Consider the following 19,772-nt stretch of genomic DNA (forward strand, 5'->3'; position numbering starts at 1 on the left):
ACCCTGCAGCACGCTTCAAATCTTCGGCACTAACGCAGCCCGTCTTCGCCCTTCACCTCGCTGGCAGCCAGACCACCGAGTCGCGCATGAATCCGTCCGCCCGTGGCCATGGCCAGGCCAAAAGCGATTTCGCCGCGACGAGGGCCGTCCCATACGGTCATTTCAGCCACGCCGAAGTGGCTGCGCACATAGGCCGCCTGGATGTGCCCGAGCGGGATCATCACCCGGCAACCGGGGCCACCGATGGTCTTCGCCGCCGGCACGATCGCCTTCGGATTGCCGAGGGCTTCGCGCATGGCCCAACCACCGGCTTCGTGCCAGACCGCACCGTGTTCCAACTCGCCGTCTTCGCCGACGATTGCACCCTTGCCATAGGCTTGTACATGCCTGGCGCCGCCCAGTGCATGGATCAGTTGCTCGGACAGTTGCGCGCCTAACCCTCTCAGTTCCTGCATGAACGGCAGCAGGTCCTCTACATATTGACCTGCGTAGGGATTGGCGACCACGGCGGTGGCGACCGCAATCCTGAGCGGGACCGACGAGCGAGGCCCGCCTTCGTGGAACACTTCTTCGATGTCCAGTTTTACCTTGCGAACCATCACTAGCGACATGCCTAACCTCCAGAACCGAGAGCCTCAAGCGGCTCGTCATTTTTTTAAAACCGGCCTTTTGCATTATGCATTTTATGATGTATGGTGCAAGAAATTAGTTTTTGTGCATAAAAAACAGGAGAAGAACATGAAGCTGATTTCGTACCGCAAAGAGGGGAAGGCCCATTTCGGCGCCGTGTCCGGTGACGGGGTGGTCGAGCTGACCCGCCGTTTTACCCAGGTTCCGGACCTTGCATCGTTCCTGGCCGACCCGGCCTTGATGCAGGAGGCTCGCCAGATCGTAGAGGCCGCGCAACCCGACTACCCGTTTTCAAGCGTTGAACTGGAAGCCGTCATCCCCAATCCCGGGAAGGTGATTTGCGTCGGCATTAACTATGTGGCGCATGCCGAAGAAGCCGGCAGAAAGGTCGGTGAATTCCCGGTGATTTTTCAGCGTTTCGCCGAAACGCTGCTGCCTCACGGAGAACTGCTGGTAAGGCCTCAGGTATCAGAGCAATTTGATTTCGAAGCTGAACTGGCCGTGGTGATCGGCAAAGGAGGGGCGCATATCGATCCGGCCGATGCGATGGATCACGTCGCGGGTTACACCTGCTTCAACGACGCCAGCGTTCGCGACTGGCAGTTCCATACGCACCAGTACGGCATGGGCAAGACCTTCAGAAAAACCGGTGCGCTGGGCCCATGGCTCATTCCCGCTTCGGAAATTTCCGATTACCGTAAGCTGGTGGTACGCGGGGTACTTAATGGTGAGCAGTTGCAGGAAGGCAGTCTTTCAGAGTTGGCCTTCGACATTCCGCATTTGATTTCGTACGTGTCGAAGGCATTGGCATGGAACCCGGGCGACATTCTGGCCACCGGTACGCCGAGCGGGATCGGCTTCAAGAGGAATCCACCGATTTTCCTTAAACCCGGTGATATTTTCGAAGTAGTGATCACGGAGATCGGGACGCTATCGAACGGCGTTATTGACGAAGCCTAAGCGTTGTCCTCTACACAATCATAAAAACTGGAGGTTCCACATGCCCGCCTTACCGACTATCAATTTCACCCACTCCGGCGTGTTTTGCGCAGACCTCGATCGCATGGTCGATTTCTACTGCCGTACCTTAGGCTTCATCGTCAGTGACAAAGGTGTCGCCTCAACGGGTCATCGGCTGTTTTTCATGACCCAGAACCCGGAGTTGCATCACCAGGTCGTGCTCTTTGATGGCAAGCCTGTCGACCTGCCGTTCAACCCGATCAATCAGTTGTCGTTCCTGCTGAACACGCTGGATGACTTGAAGACTTACTACCAGTTCGCCAAAAGCAGCGGCATTGAAGGGATCGCTCAGGTGGACCATGGCAACGCCTGGTCGATGTACTTCAAAGACCCAGAAGGCAACCCCATCGAAATGTACGTCGATGCGCCGTTCTACACCGCACAACCCTGCAAGGAACCCCTCGATCTGGAGCTGCCGAGCGAGGTCATCCTGGCCCAGACCGAAGCCATGTGTAAGCGCCGTCCTGGCTTCCAGACGCGAGAAGAGTGGAAGAACTCTATCCGCGCGAAGATCGAAGAACAGCGGGTTCGAATCGGCTTATAACTTGCCGATTTGTGGATGTTGAAGCCTGGTTGATGGGCACGCACACGCCTGTTCATCAACCAGACGTCGCACTGGATAAAAACAAAAAGCGGAGTAGACGATGGACTACGATGTCATCATTGTTGGAATGGGTCCGGTGGGTGCTCTGTGCGCAAATCTGGCCGGCATGTGGGGGCTGAAGGCCCTCGTCGTGGACAAGTCCGAAACGGTGTACACCAACCCCAGGGCGATGGGGTTTGACCACGAAGTGATGCGTGTTTTCGGCAACATCGGCCTGGCCAATGAGATCGCCGAACATGTCATGCCATATCGCCCCTCGGAGTACCGAACCACCGGCTCTGCGCTGATCAAGCGCATTGATGCCGCCAAGCCTCCTTTTCCGCTGGGTTGGGCACCGAATTATGTGTTCTCGCAGCCGCCCGTCGAGCGTGCACTGCGCGGCAAAATTGCCGATTTGAAATCAGTCACTGTAGAGCTCGGTTCAGAGGTTCTGTCGGTCGATTCCACAGGCTCGCAAGCGGATGTGCGGATTCGGGCCAAAGACGGCACCGAGCGCACGGTCACGGCGGACTATGTGCTGGCGTGTGATGGCGGCACCAGCCCGATCCGCACCCGACTGGGCCTGAAGATGGAGGACCTGGCGTTCGATGAACCGTGGCTGGTGGTCGATGTGATTCTCAATGAAGGGGCGGGCGAGCATCTGCCGAAGACCAACGTGCAGTTTTGCGAACTGGCCCGGCCTTGTACTTTTGTCGTCGGACCGGGTCAGCATCGGCGCTGGGAGTTCATGATCAATCCTGACGAACAACCGACGGAAATCTCACAACCCGAAGCGATCAAGAAGCTGATCTCCCGCTGGTTGCCGGAGGGTGACTATCAGCTATGGCGGGCGTCGGCTTATCGATTCCACGCACTGATCCTTGAGCAGTGGCAGTCCGACCGGGTGTTCTTCCTCGGGGATGCGGCGCACATGACGCCGCCCTTCCTGGCGCAAGGCATGTGCCAGGGGATTCGCGATGCATTGAACCTGGTCTGGAAGCTTGCGCTGGTGAAAGAAGGGCTGGCCGCCCCGGCGTTCCTGAATACCTACCAGACTGAACGCGTGCCTCATGTTCGCCAAACGACGATGGCGGCCAAGGAGTTCGGTGGCGTGATTTGCGAACGCGACAGCGAGAAAGCCGCAATCCGCGATGCGCGGTTGATCCGCCAGATGACAGAGAACCCGGCAGGGACCATCAGGCAATCGCTGATTCCGGGGTTGTCTCAAGGATTTGTCGCGCAGATCGCGCCTGCCGGTGAGCTGTTTCCGCAACCGATGGTCATCAACCATGCCGGCAAGACCGCGCTGCTGGATGAGTTTACCGGCCAGTCCTTCCGAGTGGTCATTGCCCCCGGGTTTGATGCCAGCGCTTTGTTGAGATGCCTGCGCAGCAGTCAATCGCTCAAAGGTCTGCCCATCCATGTCGTGCGATTGGTCGACCCTCAACAGTCAGGCCCACGCACCGTGGATGATTATCAGGAAGTCGATGGGGTGTTGGCGCAATGGCTGGAGAGCCGAGGCTGCAATGTCGTCATCGTGCGGCCGGATCACTACGTGTACGGCGGGGCGGTTACGGTTGCCTGGGCGATGGAGTTGCTGGAGGGGATGGAGCTTGCGCTGTGGTGCAAGAAGCCTGAACCGAGTGATGGCGGCGCCATTGACCCGATGATCAAATTTGCCCAAGGGCTAAGTCAGTAGAAAACAGAAAGCCCTTCGCTTTGCACTGTCCACGAAAGCAGTTGCATGGCGAAGGGCTTTTTTTGCAATCCCGGTTGATCTATTGAAGCGTCGCCTGTTGGCGCTCGATCGCTTCAATGGTTCGCTCCAGGGTGTCCTGAATGTGGTTGCGCAACAGCGTCACCGCTTTTTCAGAGTCCCGTGCCAGCGCAGCATCCATCAAATCCTGGTGCTCATTGCCCTTGTGGCGTTGGCGGATTCTCTGCTTGGCAGAGAAGCGTCTGTAGCGCTCAGCCCGGTCAAACAGGGAGTCGATCATCTTCAGCATCAACGGCGATGGGCACGCCGCGAACAGCGCGAAGTGGAACGCCTTGTGCCGGGTCGACCAATCATCGTCGAGCACCAGCACGCCAGTCCCGAGTTTTTTCTCAACCAGATTCAAGCGATGAAACGCGCCCAGTACATCGGCTTCCCAGGCGTCATCGCCAAATTTGATGGCGTCGCCTAGCGCCTCGCATTCCAGCAAGCAGCGCATCCGCGTGATGTCGCGGAAATCCGTGGTGGAAATCGGGGCAACCCTGAACCCTTTGTTATCGCTGGCTTCGACAACGCCGTCCTGCGTCAGGCGATTGAGCGCCTCACGAATGGGCGAGCTGCTGAGCCCATAGGTCTTGGACAGTTCGGCGACTTTGAGTTTTTCGCCGGGGGCCAGCTCGCAACAAACAATCGCTTTTTTCATCTTGGTCAATGCGACTTCGATCAGCGGACTGTTGGGGGAGGAGGGGATCATGATGGGTCATCCTGAAATTTGCACTAAACGGATTTTATGCGCAAAAAGTTGTTTGGTGCAAAGGATGAATGTCGCATTGCGCATAAATTTTCCTTCGTCGCAAGGGGGAAATGGACGAGCCGTCTTTCGGACGCTCTAGACCGGCCCTTTGCCTCCAACCTCCTTCCCACCATCCATTTCAACACGCATGCCTCTGCTGTCCTCACGGACTTCTCGCCTGCCGTAATCCCCGCCCCCAGCTATCCGAATGACCTCCCGAATGTTCTTGACATTGAATTTGTGCAGGATTACGTTTTGTGCACAAAGTGATATTGAATGCAGCAAATCATGTTTTGCGCATAAGTGGTCGGGCTCGTAAATCTGACCAGAACGGACAGGGAAGAAACGCCGCCGCACCCGTGGTATTCGCAGCCAATGCTGCGAGTGGATGACCTTTTACAAAAACAAAAAAACAGGAACATCTTCATGAAAACAGCCAACCAGCGGCTCTGCCCGTTGCCGGTTTCCAGCATCGCCTGCGCGGTCAGCGCAACGGTGCTGCTGAGCCTCTCAACGCCCTCGCACGCCTTCCAGATCGACACGGGTAATCCCGATCTTTCGGCCACCTGGGACAACACGATCAAGTACAGCAACGCCTGGCGCGTGAACAAACTTGATCACAAGGTCGCGGTCGGCCCAGGCACGTCCAACAGCAATCCCAACCTGGACGATGGCGACCGAAATTTTGATCGTGGGCTCATCTCCAATCGCGTGGATGTCCTGTCCGAATTCGACATCAAGTACAAAGACGTCGGTGCTCGCCTGAGTGCCGCCTCCTGGTACGACAATGTCTACGCCCACGACAACGATAACGACTCTCCCGGCACCGCCAACTCGTTGAGTGTCGAGCACGACGAGTTCACCAGCGACACCCGCCGCATCCACGAACAGCACACCGAAATCCTTGATGCGTTTGTCTATGGCTCGAAGGAAATCGGCACGACCTCGCTGTCCGGGCGACTCGGCCAGTTCACGCAAATCTATGGTGAAAGCCTGTTCTTCGGGGCCAACGGCATCGCCAATGCTCAGTCCACCGTTGACCTGGTGAAGCTTCAGTCCGTCCCGAGTTCCCAATTCAAGGAAATTCTGATGCCGACCAAACAGGTGTCAGGCAACTGGCAGCTGAACGACACGGTCAGCGTCGGCGCCTACTACCAATTCGAGTGGAACAAGACGCGCCTTCCCGCAGCGGGTAGCTATTTCAGCGGCGCGGATTTTGTCGGCGAAGGCGGGGAGCGGGTGTTCTTTCCTACCGGCGAACTACGCCACGGCAAGGACATTGATGCCAAAGATTCCGGGCAGTTTGGTGCGCAACTGAAGTTTGCCGTCGAGGACTGGGAATTCGGTCTGTACGCCGCGAAATATCACGAAAAGACCCCGGTGTTTTACTTCCGTCCGGCCGCGCTGGTCCCCGGTGCTGATGACACGTTCGTCAACGTTTACCCCGAGGACGTCAAAGTATTCGGCGCAAGTTTCAGCACCCTGGTCGGCGAAGCCAACATCGCCGGTGAAACGTCGATTCGGCTCGACACGCCGTTGGCGGGTGTCGGCGGAACGATCATTACCGGTATGGATTCCGACAACGATTCGAACCCGGCGTACCCCATCGGCAAGTCGTGGCATGCCCAGGTGTCGATGGTCAACGTCTACGGTGGATCCGCGCTGTGGGACGGTGCTTCGTTCGTCGGTGAACTGGCGTTCAACCGTCGACTGAGCGTGAGCAAAAATGCCGATCAACTGGACCCCAACACCACTCGCGATGCCTTCGCGCTGCGCTTCACCTTCGAGCCGCAGTACTTCCAGGTCTTCCCCGGCATCGACGTTCAAGCCCCGATCACCATTGGTTATAACCCTTCCGGGCGCTCCTCGGTCACGCCTCAGGCGTTCGGCCCGGAACATGGCGGGGACCTGACGTTGGGCCTCAAGGCCGATTACAAGAAACAGTGGTACGCCTCGCTGTCCTACACCAACTTTTTCGGTGAGGCGGGACCTGTCATCAACTCCTCCAACTCGTTCACTTACCAGCAAAACATGAAAGACCGGGATTTTGTGGCGTTCTCGATCCAGCGAACCTTTTAAGCAAAGAACAGGCGGGCCCTGATAATGACAAAAATTAAACTGCTGTTGCTTTCCACCCTGTCGATCTCAATCTACGCCAGCACTGCATTCGCAGCGGTGAGCCCTGACGAGGCGGCGAAGCTCAAAACCACCTTGACCCCCATGGGCGCCGAAAAGGCCGGCAATGCCGACGGCTCCATTCCGGCCTGGACCGGCGGGTTGACCAAGGAAGTGGCCGGGGCAAAATCCGGCGACATGCCTGCCGATCCGTTCCCCGGTGAGAAGCCGCTGTTGCAGATCACTGCGAAGAACGCTGCGCAGTACGCGGACAAGTTGAACGAAGGGACGAAAGCCTTGCTGGCCAAATACCCCGACACCTTCCATCTCGATGTGTACCCGACTCATCGAACCGCTGCGGCCCCCGACAGCGTTTATCAAAACACCTTTACCAACGCGACCCAGTGCAAGACCACCAGCAATGGATTGTCGGTGGAGGGCTGTTACGGCGGCATTCCGTTCCCGATCCCTAAAACCGGCAACGAGGTGATCTGGAATTTCCTGCTGCGCGTCGAGGCCGAATCCATTCAGATGGGCTACGCCAACATCATCGGCAATGCTGACGGAACCCGAACACTGGCCAGTCGTGGCGTCGAGAACTGGCAGTACCCGTATTACTTCAAGGATGGCGGCGTGGATAAGTGGTCGGGGCAGTATGCGCTGCTGCGTTTCTTGACCAACGAACCCCCGTTCAAGGCCGGCGAATCGCTGGTGACGCACGACAGCATCAACGCCCAGGAACCGCGGGAAGCCTGGCAATACCTGGTCGGCCAACGCCGCGTGCGCCGCGCGCCTACCGTGGGTTATGACACACCGGACTTCGTGGCTTCAGGTGCCAACTACTTCGATGAAGTACATGGTTTTATCGGTCACCCGGATCGTTATGACTGGAAACTGGTCGGCAAAAAAGAGCTGTACATCCCGTACAACGACAACAAGTTCAACGCCGAAAAACGCGACGATGCCTTTACGGCTAACCACCTCAACTCGGACAAGGTTCGCTGGGAACTGCATCGTGTCTGGGAGCTGGAAGCCACGGTCGCGGCGGGTAAACGCCACGCCGTACCCAAGCGCAAATTCTTCATCGATGAAGACAGCTGGACGGTCTCGCTGGTCGATGGCTATGACGCCGAGGGCAAGCTGTGGCGTGTGTCCCAAGTGCTTCCATTCGTTGTGCCTTCCATCCCGGCGGTGGTGGTGAAACCGGTGGTGATCTACAACCTGCAAGCCAAGACGTACAGCGTCGTGCAAAGCCTGAACGGCGAAACCTACAGCGTTATCCCGCGCAAGCCCGAGAACTTCTTTACCGGTAACTCGGTAGCGTCCGGGTCGGTGCGCTGAGCCTCGCAACAGCGTGTTCACACTTGTGTTCCATGGACGCCGTGCCACTGACGCGGCGTCCACAGAACCGCATCATCGAGGCTCGAAAATGCGTATTCAAACTCCCAGGCTTTTACATCCGCATCCGTTCAAGGCGTTCCTGCTGAGCGTGTCGATCATCACGGCGCTCACCGGTTCGGCTACGGCGGCACAAACCGATGGACTGCCGGCGCAGCCATCGATCACCAGCGCCATGGCGGCCCAATCGGTCATGCTGAGTGTGGCGAGGGCAGGGCAACGCCTCGTGGCCGTTGGCGAACGAGGGTTCATCATTGTTTCTGATGACAATGGCGGTACCTGGAAGCAAGTCAGTTCCCCGGTCAGCATGACGCTGGTCAAGGTTCGCTTCATCGATGACCGCGAAGGCTGGGCGGTCGGGCATGCCGGGGTCGTCTTGCACAGCCAGGATGGCGGGCTGAGCTGGAACAAACAGCTTGATGGCGTCCAGGCAGCCGAGATCGAACTGCAAGAAGCGAAACGCGTCGACGATGCGGAAAAAATCGCTCAAGCACAGCAACTGGTGGACGATGGCCCCGACAAACCCCTGCTCGATCTGCTCTTCCTGGATGCCAAGAACGGGTTGGTGGTGGGCGCTTATGGTTTGGCGTTTGTCACCCATGATGGCGGGCTCAGCTGGCAATCGATCCGTTCCCGAATTGATAACCCGAACGGATTGCACCTCTACAGCATCGAGCGTGTAGGCGCGGACCTCTACATCGCCGGCGAACAGGGCACGTTGTTGCGCTCAGGTGACGAGGGCCAGACCTTCGAGTCGCTGACGTCACCCTATGAGGGCACGACCTTCGGCCTCCAGGCGACCAGCAGCGGCTCGATTCTGGCGTTCGGGCTGCGTGGCAAAGCCTTCGAGTCCAAAGATCGCGGCGATACCTGGCAACGTCTCGACACCTTGCAACCCGTCACCTTGACCAGCGGCCTGCGCCTTGACGATGGCTCGGTATTGCTCACCGATGAATCAGGCCGAGTGCTGCGTTTCGCGGACGGCGATATCAAAGCCTCTCTCCTTCAAGTGACTCAACCCGGTTACTTCACGGGCATGGCGCAAGCCGCGAACGGTGACCTGATCATCAGCAGTGCACGCGGCATGCTGTCGTCCGTGGTTACCGTGGAATCGTCGGAGCACGATCAATGAACAGCTTTACGCGTACTGCCGAGCACACCGTCCCTCAAACGGACACCTTCGATCCTTCTTCCGGTACCCTGGTTGAACGGCTTTTGTTCAATCACCGCCGCATCATTTTGGGCATCTGCGTCTTGCTCAGCCTGGTGTTCGGCTACCAGGCGCTGAGTTTGAAGCTCAATGCCGCCTTCGAAAAAATGATCCCGACGGATCACCCTTATGTGCAGAACTACCTGAAGAATCGTGGCCAGTTGGGGGAGGGCGGCAATACCTTGCGGATTGCGATCGAGGCCAGGCAGGGCAGCATTTTTGATGCCGCCTACCTTGAGACGGTCAAGAAAATCAACGACGAAGTCTTTTTGCTCCCGGGTGTCGACCGGTCGTACATGAAGTCCCTGTGGACCCCGGCGACCCGCTGGATCGGTGTGACGGAAGAGGGTTTCGACGGCGGCCCGGTCATCCCGGACAACTACGATGGCTCTGTCGGCAGCCTGGAGCAGGTTCGACAAAACGTCGAACGGTCGGGCGAAGTCGGCCGACTCGTGGCCTCTAACTTCAAGTCCAGCATCGTGCTTTTACCGCTTCAGGACATCACCTCGGACGATGGCAAACCGCTGGACTACAACGTGCTCTCAAGCCAGCTCGAACAAATTCGGGCCAAGTACGAAACCGACAACATCAAAATCCACATCACCGGATTCGCCAAGGTGGTGGGCGATCTGATTGACGGCATGCGGCAGATGCAGCTGTTCTTCGCCGCGACGCTGGTGATTTGCGGCATCGTGTTGTTCTGGTACACCCGCTGCATTCGCAGCACGCTGTTGGTGCTGCTGTGTTCGATCATCGCCGTGGTCTGGTTGCTGGGGTTGCTGCCCACCCTGGGGTTTGACCTAGATCCGTATTCGATCCTCGTTCCGTTCCTGGTGTTTGCCATCGGATTGAGTCACGGCGCGCAGAAGATGAACGGGATCATGCAGGACATCGGGCGCGGAGCCGACAAGCTGGTGGCGGCACGCTTCACTTTTCGCCGGCTGTTTTTGACCGGGCTGATGGCGTTGGTGGCAGACGCCGTGGGTTTCGCGGTGTTGATGATCATCAAGATTCCGGTGATTCAGGATCTGGCCGTCGCCGCGACAATCGGCGTGCTGACGTTGATTTTCACCAACCTGATCCTGTTGCCGATTCTGTTGTCGTACACCGGTGTCAGCAAAGCGGCGGCTCAGCGTGAAGCGGCTAACGACAAGTTCTCGCAGCTGGACGCGCTTCACGCCCGGCACCCGTTCTGGGCTTTTCTGGATCGATTCACCGAGCGCAAATGGGCGAGCGGTGCCATCCTCATCGCCGTGATCCTTGGGGTGGCCGGTTTTGCCGTCAGCCTGCACGTGAAGATCGGAGACCTGAATCCCGGGGCGCCGGAACTGCGTCCGGAGTCGCGCTACAACAGTGACAACCGCTTCATGGTCAGCAACTTTTCCGCCAGCAGTGACAAGTACGTGGTGATGGTGAAAACACCGCAGTACTTCTGCGCCAACTATCAGACATTGGTGTCGGTCGATGCGCTGGAGGCGCAGCTGCAACAACTGCCGGGCGTGGTGTCCACCACGTCGTTGGCGGCGCTGAGCAAGCAGGCCGCAGCGGGCATGAACGAAGGCAGCATGACGTGGTATGAGATACCCCGTAACCAGGGGCTACTGAACGCGATCATCACCCGCGCGCCGCGAGAACTGTTCAATCAGAACTGCGACCTGCTGACGGTGTACGTCTACCTCAAGGACCACAAGGCCGACACGCTCACCAGTGTGGTGCAGACCGTCGAACAGTTCGCGGCGACCCATAACACCGACCAGCTCCAGTTTCTCAATGCGGCGGGCAATGCCGGGATCGAAGCGGCCACCAATATCGTGGTGAAGCGTTCGAACGTGCAGATGCTGTTCATGGTGTACGCGGCCGTCATCGCCTTGTGCTTTATCACCTTCAGATCCTGGCGGGCGGTGGTGTGTACGGTGCTGCCGCTGATGCTGACGTCGATTTTGTGTGAGGCCTTGATGGTCGGTCTGAACATCGGCGTCAAGGTGGCGACGCTCCCCGTCATCGCATTGGGCGTGGGGATCGGTGTGGATTACGCGCTGTATATCCTCAGCGTGACACTCACCAATCTGCGCAATGGCTCAACCCTGTCCGATGCGTACTACCTGGCCCTGCTTTCCACGGGCAAGGTGGTGGTGATGACCGGGATTACGCTGGGCGTTGCGGTGCTCACCTGGGTGCTGTCGCCAATCAAGTTTCAAGCCGACATGGGCATTCTGCTGGGGTTCATGTTCATCTGGAACATGGTGGGCGCGTTGGTACTGGTTCCGGCACTGGCGCATTTTCTGCTCAAGCCCAAGAACCAACCGTTGCCTGTGAAGGGCTGATACCTGACCGCGAGAGCGGGTTCAGTTTCGCTGAACCCGCTGATCATCATCGCCACTGGCGACTCAAGAGGGATGCGCGATCTCTAGCCAATCTTCAAACCGGGTTGCTCCGACAATGGGGTTATCGCCTGGCGTGAGGGACTTGTCATTGATCGGGGCGCCGAAGTAAGGAACCGTGTCATCCGAAACAGCCTCGCGCGGGTCCTTGGTGTGTTTCAGGTACTCACTTACGAATTCGACAATGGGTCGGCGATCCGGCCCGGCCACTTCCACGGTCTGATTGATCGGCGCTTTTTGAGCGATAGCCGTCAGTGCGGCCGCGACATCGAGCGAGGCCACCGGTTGCAACGCGGCGGACGTTAAATGGATGGTGTTGCCGTCCTCGCGACCCGAGTAAGCAATGGCACCAATGAACTCGAAGAACTGCGTGGCGCGCAGGATGGTGTAGGGAATGCCCGATGCCTTGATGAGTTTTTCCTGGGCCATTTTGGCCCGGAAATATCCACTCTCGAGCATACGTTCGGTGCCGACGACTGACAGGGCAACATGGTGTTTGGTGCCGGCTACCTTCTCGGCAGCGAACAGGTTATGCCCGGCGGTCTCAAAGAAATGCAACGCCGCGTGATCCTCGAACGAGGGGGAGTTGGCCACGTCGACCACCACGTCGGCGCCCTTGAGCGCGTCCGCCAGGCCCGCGCCGGTGATGACGTTGATGCCGGTACTCGGTGACGCTGAGATGACTTCATGCCCCAGATCCTGGAGGTTCTTGCAGACTTTGCTGCCGATCAGTCCGCTTCCTCCAATGATGACGAATTTCATGGCCGGTCTCCCGATGCGGTGTGTTGGGACAGTCATTAAACACCCTGGTAACGGGCGTATCGGGCGGCCATTGGCGTGGGCCGACAGGTGGTCGGAAGTCTGAGCGGCAGGTGGCATTAACGGCGTTTATTTGCTTTAGTCCACCTATCGCTGGCTCACGTGTGCGGCGCCTCAGCTCATGACGGGAGCCCAACCGGAGAATCCCATGAAACACCGATTCCCGACCTGCGCCGTGCTGGTGGCCGCCCTCGCATTCGGCGCGTTGCCTTGCGTCCAGGCGGTCGAATACACGCAGGTCAATGAAACCGCCAGCACGATCTCTTTCACGTATAAACAGTTCTCTTCGCGGGTGTACGGCACGTTCGGCAAGTTCGAGGCCTCGCTTGATTTCGATACGGCAAAACCATCGAAAGGCCGGGCCACGCTCACCATCCAGCTCGACAGCATCGATGCCGGAAGCAGCGACGCCAACACTGAACTAAAAAAACCGGCCTGGTTCGACACGGCAACGTACCCAGTGGCGACGTTTGAGTCGACCGGTGTGAAGGTACTGGGCAACAACCGTTACTCGATCACCGGCAAACTCACGCTCAGGGGGATCACGCGTGTCGTGGAGGTGCCGGTGCTCCTGAAGGTCGAAAACGCCATCGGGATTTTCGATGGCCGGCTAACGCTTAAACGCAGCGACTTCAAAATCGGTGAAGGCGAATGGGCCGACACTGCTGTCTCTGACGACATCAACATCAGGTTCCGGATGGTTGCACCGCAGCAGTAACCGATCTCCCTTTAGTGCGCCGCTATTGGCACCGTCACCGCGCTGACTCCCACGGACACCGTCGCTGGTTTTTCCGAGACCGCGCCCAGTTTGTCGCTGGCCCTGTAGGTGAAGGTTGCCGTGAACGGCGCAGCGACGGTGGCCGGTGGCGTGTAGATCACACGAATCCCGTCGGTGCTGACCGTGCCTTTGCCGGGGTCCAGTTGGCTCAGACCCACCACCTTGAGCGGCAGGTTGCCGTCGGGATCGGTGTCGTTGGCCAACACGTTGATGGTCAGCGCCAGGCCTTTGTTGCTGGTGGCGTTGTCAGGGTTGGCCACGGGTTTCTTGTTTTTGCCTTCCTGATCGCCGTCGACATTGCCGGTGCGGAAAGTCGGCAGCGCCACGGAGTTCACGTAGGTGACACCGTCCCAGCCAGGCAGGGGCGTTGGCATCAACTGGAACTGCCCCGGATGCTCGACATCCCAGCGCAGCAACATCGAGGTGTCCTCGTGCTGGGTGTTGTGGCAGTGCTCCATGTAGGTACCGGCGAACTCGCGGAAGCGCAGCGCCACGTCGACATCCACCGAACTGTCGATACCTTCGCCGATGCGAAAGACGTCCTTGCGCGCCCATTTCTCCCATTCCGGCGGCGCCTTGCCGTCGCGGCTGAGGATGACCCCTTCTTCGAAATGCACGTGCACCGGGTGGTTCCAGCCGTTGCCGCCGTTGACGATTTTCCAGACTTCGAGCGTGCCGTCCCCGGAGAACCCGGCATCTGTCGGACCGGTGGCCAATTGCGGCGCGGCACTGATCCGGCGAGGGTCCATCCTGAAACCGGGACCACCGTCGGTTTTGATGGTCCAGGGGGCTTCGTCTGTGCCATCGGAGCGACCGAAAATGAACTCGCGATGCCGTGCCGCTTTCAGCTTGGCCTGGTCGCTCGGGTTGTCGCGGTCGATGGGCAGCGGGACCATTTTTTTGCCAGCGGGTTTGCCCGGTTTGGCTGGCTCATAGGCCACCGGGTCCATGCTCTGATCCTGGCCGGTGTAGGGCTGCACCAGCAGTTGCAGAAACCTGCCGACCACGGGATCGCCCTTGTCCCATTGCGGCCCTTTGCTGGTTTGTTTGATTACGGCTTTGTATTTTTCGGACAACACGTCCGCCAGCGCCAGTTCTTCCTTCTCCGGACCTTTGCCCGTACGGTGTTCCATCAGGTTGACGAAGTAGATTTTGTCGCCGGTTTTGATGCCGTTTTTCGCAAAGTTGATGATGATGTCGTAGCGCTCGGCGACGCCTAGCGTCGACAGGATTGCATTGTGGTCTTGCCGGTCACCGTCGCCATCCAGGTCCATGCTGCCGTCAAAGGGCACGGCGTATTCCATGAGGTTGCCGTCGTTGGCAATCAGGTGGAACGGCACTCGGTTGAAGGACACCCCCGATCCTGCTGGCCCTGGGAATTCGCCGCCATTGCCGCTGATTTCACGCACCACGGCAAACTTGAAGAACCGCGACACCGAGCCGTTGAGGATGCGGAAACGATAGCTGCGCGCGCGGACTTTCAAACGGGGTTGGTACTGCCAGTTGACCAGCATCTGATCCCCTAGAAAGCCGTCGGTGTTGAACGGGTTGAACCACAACTGACCGGCCTGATCCCAGGCCTTGTCGGCGACCACCAGGTTGACGTCATAGTCGCGGTTGCCCCACGGCAATGCCGAGCCACTGGGCAGTCGCAGGTTGACGCCGTCATTCACCGATTCATTACCGCGGTCCAGGGCGCTGTAGTAATTCATCATTGTCGCGTTGCCCTTGTAGACGTTCTGCGCGGTGAAATCGAGCATGTGGTCGTGGAACCAGTGCGTGCTCATGGTTTCGCGCCAGTCGCCACGGATCTTGATGCTGCCGTTTGCACACGTCTTCAGGCCCGGGTTGGCGTCGTTGACATACAGCGTTTCGCCCACTGAACAGGGGAACGCTGCGCGCGGATCCTGCGCCGTGGTGTTGATGCTGTCGTAACCGGCCAGTTGCAGCGGCCAGCGATAATCGTAGTACTGCCCCGGAAAAAAGAACGCGTTGGCAAAGCCGTCGCTTTCGGCGGGGGAGTGACCGTTGTGTTCGTGGGTGCTGAGGGTGTGCAGACCGAAACCGGCATTGGCCGCCGGGTCGATCGGCAGGGCGTTGTAGTGACGCATCAGCAACGCTTGGCCGTTGCGGACTATCAGCAATTTGGGCGGCAAAGTGCCGTCGAAGGTCCACAGCGAGTTGTGATTCTGCACCGGCATCCGGGAATGGAAACGCACGTCGATGCCCCGCGTGGTGCCTGCGGTTTCCGGGATGTCCGAGGTTTGGTAGTAGAGCCCGCCGGGGGCGAATTCGCCGTTGGCGTAGTTGTGCAGTTGCTTTCTGTCACGCAGGCCCTGGTTGGTCCGTGCACCCATTTGCACGGTCTTGAACTGGACCTGAGGAAAAAACTCGTTCCAGCGCTGATGCGACCAGCCTTTTCCCGGCGGCCGACCTTCGGCGGGCGAACCCACTGGGTGGCGATTGAGGAAGGCTTCGATCTGCGCCTTCCACGGGTTGCGGTCCAGCACATTGGAAAACTGCGACGGGAACGGAAACAACCCCGGCTGGCGCATGAACGCTTCAATCGCGGCACTCGACGGGCCGCTGCGGGCGACGTTGTTGGGGTCCTGCTGGGGCGCCGGGCCGGTGGTGGGCACCGGGAATGTCAGGAGCGGTGGCGGGGTGGTCGGGTCGAGTTTTTCCGAACCGAGCTCTTCGAACAGCAACAGTTGCTGGGTAAACGGTGCGGCCCCAAACAAGGGGCTGGGTTTGCCATTAGTGGGGAAGTTGAACGACGTCTGCAAGTTCGGCGGCAGCACGTTGTCGGCCCGTGGCGTGTTTCTGTCACCGAATACGCCGTTGGGCAGGGCCAATGCCCCTTGATTGGCCGGCGGCAAGGTTTTCAATGCCTCCAGCGCCGCCTGGGGATCGGCGGGCTGATTGGTGAAGGCCGAGGGATCCGTCGGTGGCGGCGGCCCGAAATCATCGAGCGGTGCAGCACTGGCTGTGGTCAGGCTGAAGGTGATCAGCAGCATGGAGAAGGCACCCGGCCCTAGAAAGAAGACCAGTAAACTGTGCTCCGGAGCTGCGATTTTCATGGTTTTCCCCTCGCGTCTGCCCAAATGGCAGCTGCGCTGCAAGGGCCGAAGCAAAAGCTGCGCCATACCCTGGTGTGAGGGGAAAACTACTCATAATCAGTAAGTTGAATGGAGTCTATGCCGTCGACGGGTGAAAGCAGTGCTTACATATGGGGGATATTCCTCACTGTTGGGGAACGATCAACTTCACCCGGTTTGCGGGTAAAGCCGCGCCAGCACGTTATGATAGGCACGCCCGCGAACACATTCTTCACGTCCGCCCCAGAATCAGAGCCACGAATGCCCCAGATCACCCATTTCAAAACCCCGTGCCCCGAGCACATCAATAGCCAGATCCTGCAAATGGTGGTCGATTACCTGACCGACATCAGCATGGTCGCTATCGCGCCGAGCAACCTGTTGTACAACGTGTACCAGTACGCGATCGGCTACGAGGTTCACCTCTACCTGGAGGCATTGAACGGGGAGAAAGGGATTGCCGTGGAGTTGCTCGTCGCGACCGACGAAGACGACCCGGAGAAGGTCGTCGGCTTCTTGCTGTACCTGCCGGTCAAGGACGATCCGGATGCATGCGGTGTTGCGTATATGGCGGTGAGTGCCAGCCATCGACGCCAAGGTATCGCCCGAAAGATGCTGCGGGAGATGGTCGGCCGCTACCCGCATGCCGAGCTGACGTGCGCGGTGGCCAAGGTTCCGTATTTTGAGGCCATGGGGTTTCAGGTCGTGGGCGTGCGCGCGACTCAAGTGCTGATGAACACCCGCGACCACGGCACCGATGGCTTGATGGCCGTGCTGGACGTGGCGTCGATCTACAGCTCGCTCGAGGTGCGACAGATTCATACGTACCTGCTGCAAAAACACGGCAAGCGGGCCATGCAAGATGCAGAAAAACAGCGTGACCGACATCTGGACCAGATGACGCGCAGGGCCAGTGAGTTTGTGCGCGAACGACTGGGCGAAGATTCACGCTAACCGCGCTCGCCCAGACAACTCGATCAACTGTGGGAGCAAGCTCGCTCCCACATTAGGCCCCGTCAGCGTTTAAGTCAGCTTCACGTTCATGGTGATCCGCGCCGTGAACACTTTCTTGCCCTCGGCGTCTTGAATGTCAACCGGCACGATCTTGTCGCCTTCAGTCGTCCAGTCGACGCCACCTCCATCGGCCACCGCCGTCACATCGGTTTTTGCCTTCGCCAGGTACTCGACCGTCATGCCTTTGGGAATCCAGCGTGCGCCTTCGGGAATCGACACATCGGTCATCATCCCGGCTGCCAGTTCGGCGGCATTACACATCGCAATCGCGTGAACCGTACCCAGGTGGTTGGTGATCTCCTTGGCGAACGGCACCTGCACCGTCGCGAAGTCTTTGCGCAACGCCGTGACCAGCGGGTTGATGGTGCTGAAGTAGGGCGCCACCTGGCAGGCCATTTTGCTGAACGCTTGCGGGCCTGCGCTGGTGAACATGCTGAGAAACTGACTCATTTTGACGCCTCGCTGATGGGTTGATATACAGAATGATGTTCCGTAACAGAATAATGTTCTGTTGCGGAACAGTATTCTGTCGACGAGAAATCTGTCAACCTAGCGCCACTTGTCCGATGGCAGTTACCTGCCTTCACCATTGATTTTTTGGGTCTGTGTTGAGCATGGAAACGTCAGATTTACTCGAGCGCTGCTACCCCGGAAGACGCGCTGAACTCAAACGCGACATCTTTAGAAAGGCCCTCACGCTGTTTAACGAGCAGGGGATCGAAGCCACGACCATTGAGATGATCCGCGCCGAATGCGATACCAGCGTGGGTGCGATTTATCACCATTTCGGGAACAAGGAAGGTTTGGTGGCCGCGCTGTTTTTCACCGCTTTGGATGATCAGGCCAGGTTGCGCGACAGCTACCTGAGCGACGCGGGCACGACGCAAGAGGGGGTGTACGCGCTGGTGCACAGCTATGTGGATTGGGTCGACAACCAGCCCGAATGGGCGCGCTTCCAGTACCACGCGCGATTTTCCGTCACTAAAGGGCCGTTCAAGGAAGAACTGGCTACCCGTAACAAGGCTCGCAACAAGCAACTGTTGGAGTGGCTGTCGGCTTCGGCGCGAGGCGATGAGTTAAAAGGTTTTCCGTCCGAATTGATGCTGTCGCTGATCATTGGCCAGGCGGAAAGCTATTGCCGGACATGGTTGTCGGGCCGGGTGAAGGGCCGTCCGAAGACCTACAGGGATATGCTTGCCCAGGCGGCGTGGAGATCGATCTGCGTCGAACAAATGTAAAAAGCCCGGCCAAATGCCGGGCTTTTTTGTGTCTGGAATTCGTGCAGATAAAAAAGAGCCTCAAAGCTCTTTGATGGGGAGGAAGAAGAGCCCTCGAGGCTCAAGATGCGCATGAAACAAGTGGTGAGCTTGTTGGGGTTCAGTTCACTCACCACTTACGCAGCGGCTTGAGCAAACAAGCGGTTGCGTAGAATTATCGTAGAAAGTTGGGGTTTGGCACTCAAGTACCGCTAGTCGAATCCAACTGTCTGGTGTCAGTTTCCGCGATTTTTCCAACATCGCCACGGGCACTTCTTTCGACCATAGCGATGATGGTTTCGTACAGCTCGTCCTGTGCCTGCAAGGCGCTGATTTCTCCATTCGCGGCGGCGTGAGACAAGGCTTCCGCCGCACCGAGCATCGCCCGCAATCCCGCTGCCTTGATCTCACCCGCGCCAGCGAAAGGAGCGAGGACGGTTCGGCACTTATTGAGAAAAATCGCTTCGTATTCACGCTTGATCTTCTCCAGTTCCGGGGAGCTGGCCAGTGCCGCGATGACGCCGGGGATCTCGTTGCCCTGAAGCAGTACGCAGTCGACGTACGACGAAGCGATCACCCTGGCGGTGCCGGGTAAAGTCGGTTCGCTGCTCTGTAGTGCGGCATCCATCAGCGCTGTCTGTCGGGCGTCAAAGTCCTGATAGAGCGCCGCCAGTAACCCGGGTCGCGTCGTGAAGTGATCGTAAACCACCGGTTTGGTGATCCCGGCCAGCTCGGCAAGTCGCCCCAATGTCAGCGCGTCGGTGCCTTCTTCCCGAACGAGTTGCCAGGCGACGTCCAGCAACTGGCGTTGGCGGTCCTCCCGGGACATTCGTCGTCGCGGTTGCGGCGTGGAATCTTGCGCGTCTGTTTCGGTGGTTGACATGACTATGTACCAAAAGTAACTTACTGATCGTAACTTACCAAGAGTATATAAGGTCCGCCTTGTGCTCTCAATCAGGAGTT

At 58.4% G+C, this 19,772-nt stretch carries 16 protein-coding genes; 10 read left to right on the forward strand and 6 right to left on the reverse strand.

What is annotated here, in order from left to right:
- Positions 1–29: 29 nt before the first annotated feature.
- Positions 30–611, reverse strand: a complete 582-nt coding sequence (locus QF010_RS09805; protein WP_150656150.1) for an amino acid synthesis family protein — start codon at positions 609–611, stop codon at positions 30–32.
- On the opposite strand from QF010_RS09805, the gene QF010_RS09810 reads away from it, so the two are divergent.
- From QF010_RS09810 to QF010_RS09820, 3 genes are all read left to right on the forward strand, one after another.
- The gene (locus QF010_RS09810) at positions 574–1,590 is read left to right on the forward strand and encodes a fumarylacetoacetate hydrolase family protein (protein ID WP_429533017.1); all 1,017 of its coding nucleotides are present in this window, start codon (positions 574–576) and stop codon (positions 1,588–1,590) included. The two genes, QF010_RS09805 and QF010_RS09810, sit on opposite strands and share 38 nt — an antisense overlap.
- A 40-nt stretch (positions 1,591–1,630) precedes the next feature.
- The gene (locus tag QF010_RS09815) at positions 1,631–2,194 is read left to right on the forward strand and encodes a VOC family protein (RefSeq protein ID WP_033060190.1); all 564 of its coding nucleotides are present in this window, start codon (positions 1,631–1,633) and stop codon (positions 2,192–2,194) included.
- Positions 2,195–2,294: 100 nt separating this feature from the next.
- Entirely contained in the window at positions 2,295–3,932 is a 1,638-nt protein-coding gene (locus tag QF010_RS09820; protein WP_429533018.1) for a bifunctional 3-(3-hydroxy-phenyl)propionate/3-hydroxycinnamic acid hydroxylase, read from the forward strand.
- Between the two features lie 79 nt (positions 3,933–4,011).
- Here QF010_RS09820 and QF010_RS09825 read toward each other — a convergent pair whose 3' ends face one another.
- The gene (locus tag QF010_RS09825; RefSeq protein ID WP_033060194.1) at positions 4,012–4,701 is read right to left on the reverse strand and encodes a GntR family transcriptional regulator; all 690 of its coding nucleotides are present in this window, start codon (positions 4,699–4,701) and stop codon (positions 4,012–4,014) included.
- A 465-nt stretch (positions 4,702–5,166) separates the two neighbouring features.
- Between QF010_RS09825 and QF010_RS09830 the strand changes: the two genes are divergently transcribed.
- The 4 genes from QF010_RS09830 (at position 5,167) to QF010_RS09845 (ending at position 11,787) form a co-directional block, all read left to right on the forward strand.
- Positions 5,167–6,819: a DUF1302 domain-containing protein gene (locus QF010_RS09830; protein ID WP_429533019.1), complete on the forward strand. Its 1,653-nt coding sequence runs from the start codon at positions 5,167–5,169 to the stop codon at positions 6,817–6,819.
- Positions 6,820–6,843: 24 nt separating this feature from the next.
- Entirely contained in the window at positions 6,844–8,196 is a 1,353-nt protein-coding gene (locus QF010_RS09835) for a DUF1329 domain-containing protein (RefSeq protein WP_429533020.1), read from the forward strand.
- 88 nt (positions 8,197–8,284) lie between these two features.
- Positions 8,285–9,385, forward strand: a complete 1,101-nt coding sequence (locus QF010_RS09840) for a WD40/YVTN/BNR-like repeat-containing protein (RefSeq protein ID WP_429533021.1) — start codon at positions 8,285–8,287, stop codon at positions 9,383–9,385.
- Positions 9,382–11,787, forward strand: coding sequence for an efflux RND transporter permease subunit (locus tag QF010_RS09845; protein ID WP_429533022.1), 2,406 nt, complete (start codon positions 9,382–9,384; stop codon positions 11,785–11,787). The genes QF010_RS09840 and QF010_RS09845 overlap by 4 nt, the downstream gene beginning before the upstream one ends.
- 63 nt (positions 11,788–11,850) lie before the next feature.
- On the opposite strand, the gene QF010_RS09850 is transcribed toward QF010_RS09845, so the two are convergent.
- On the reverse strand, positions 11,851–12,606 hold the full coding sequence (locus QF010_RS09850; protein ID WP_429533023.1) for an SDR family oxidoreductase: 756 nt from the start codon (positions 12,604–12,606) through the stop codon (positions 11,851–11,853).
- A 205-nt stretch (positions 12,607–12,811) separates the two neighbouring features.
- Here QF010_RS09850 and QF010_RS09855 point away from each other — a divergent pair, with 205 nt between their 5' ends.
- Positions 12,812–13,381, forward strand: a complete 570-nt coding sequence (locus QF010_RS09855) for a YceI family protein (protein WP_429533024.1) — start codon at positions 12,812–12,814, stop codon at positions 13,379–13,381.
- 11 nt (positions 13,382–13,392) lie between these two features.
- Here QF010_RS09855 and QF010_RS09860 read toward each other — a convergent pair whose 3' ends face one another.
- Complete coding sequence (locus tag QF010_RS09860; protein WP_429533025.1) at positions 13,393–16,521, reverse strand: Ig-like domain-containing protein; 3,129 nt, start codon at positions 16,519–16,521, stop codon at positions 13,393–13,395.
- Between the two features lie 279 nt (positions 16,522–16,800).
- Between QF010_RS09860 and QF010_RS09865 the strand changes: the two genes are divergently transcribed.
- Positions 16,801–17,493, forward strand: coding sequence for a GNAT family N-acetyltransferase (locus QF010_RS09865; RefSeq protein ID WP_429533026.1), 693 nt, complete (start codon positions 16,801–16,803; stop codon positions 17,491–17,493).
- A 69-nt stretch (positions 17,494–17,562) separates the two neighbouring features.
- On the opposite strand, the gene QF010_RS09870 is transcribed toward QF010_RS09865, so the two are convergent.
- Complete coding sequence (locus QF010_RS09870) at positions 17,563–18,003, reverse strand: hotdog fold domain-containing protein (RefSeq protein WP_033060210.1); 441 nt, start codon at positions 18,001–18,003, stop codon at positions 17,563–17,565.
- Between the two features lie 164 nt (positions 18,004–18,167).
- Between QF010_RS09870 and QF010_RS09875 the strand changes: the two genes are divergently transcribed.
- Complete coding sequence (locus QF010_RS09875) at positions 18,168–18,791, forward strand: TetR/AcrR family transcriptional regulator (RefSeq protein ID WP_429533027.1); 624 nt, start codon at positions 18,168–18,170, stop codon at positions 18,789–18,791.
- 220 nt (positions 18,792–19,011) lie between these two features.
- Here QF010_RS09875 and QF010_RS09880 read toward each other — a convergent pair whose 3' ends face one another.
- Entirely contained in the window at positions 19,012–19,692 is a 681-nt protein-coding gene (locus QF010_RS09880; protein WP_429533028.1) for a TetR/AcrR family transcriptional regulator, read from the reverse strand.
- Between the last annotated feature and the right edge of the window lie 80 nt (positions 19,693–19,772).

The sequence above is a fragment of the Pseudomonas silensiensis genome, from assembly GCF_050434865.1.
Taxonomy (GTDB): domain Bacteria; phylum Pseudomonadota; class Gammaproteobacteria; order Pseudomonadales; family Pseudomonadaceae; genus Aquipseudomonas; species Aquipseudomonas fluorescens_W.

Coding starts and splice junctions, on each gene's coding strand:
- QF010_RS09880 (WP_429533028.1), bottom strand. CDS start 19,692: ATGTCAACCACCGAAACAGACGCGCAAGATTCCACGCCGCAACCGCGA.
- QF010_RS09845 (WP_429533022.1), top strand. CDS start 9,382: ATGAACAGCTTTACGCGTACTGCCGAGCACACCGTCCCTCAAACGGAC.
- QF010_RS09835 (WP_429533020.1), top strand. CDS start 6,844: ATGACAAAAATTAAACTGCTGTTGCTTTCCACCCTGTCGATCTCAATC.
- QF010_RS09855 (WP_429533024.1), top strand. CDS start 12,812: ATGAAACACCGATTCCCGACCTGCGCCGTGCTGGTGGCCGCCCTCGCA.
- QF010_RS09875 (WP_429533027.1), top strand. CDS start 18,168: ATGGAAACGTCAGATTTACTCGAGCGCTGCTACCCCGGAAGACGCGCT.
- QF010_RS09850 (WP_429533023.1), bottom strand. CDS start 12,606: ATGAAATTCGTCATCATTGGAGGAAGCGGACTGATCGGCAGCAAAGTC.
- QF010_RS09815 (WP_033060190.1), top strand. CDS start 1,631: ATGCCCGCCTTACCGACTATCAATTTCACCCACTCCGGCGTGTTTTGC.
- QF010_RS09825 (WP_033060194.1), bottom strand. CDS start 4,701: ATGATCCCCTCCTCCCCCAACAGTCCGCTGATCGAAGTCGCATTGACC.
- QF010_RS09870 (WP_033060210.1), bottom strand. CDS start 18,003: ATGAGTCAGTTTCTCAGCATGTTCACCAGCGCAGGCCCGCAAGCGTTC.
- QF010_RS09820 (WP_429533018.1), top strand. CDS start 2,295: ATGGACTACGATGTCATCATTGTTGGAATGGGTCCGGTGGGTGCTCTG.
- QF010_RS09860 (WP_429533025.1), bottom strand. CDS start 16,521: ATGAAAATCGCAGCTCCGGAGCACAGTTTACTGGTCTTCTTTCTAGGG.
- QF010_RS09865 (WP_429533026.1), top strand. CDS start 16,801: ATGCCCCAGATCACCCATTTCAAAACCCCGTGCCCCGAGCACATCAAT.
- QF010_RS09810 (WP_429533017.1), top strand. CDS start 574: ATGTCCAGTTTTACCTTGCGAACCATCACTAGCGACATGCCTAACCTC.
- QF010_RS09840 (WP_429533021.1), top strand. CDS start 8,285: ATGCGTATTCAAACTCCCAGGCTTTTACATCCGCATCCGTTCAAGGCG.
- QF010_RS09805 (WP_150656150.1), bottom strand. CDS start 611: ATGTCGCTAGTGATGGTTCGCAAGGTAAAACTGGACATCGAAGAAGTG.
- QF010_RS09830 (WP_429533019.1), top strand. CDS start 5,167: ATGAAAACAGCCAACCAGCGGCTCTGCCCGTTGCCGGTTTCCAGCATC.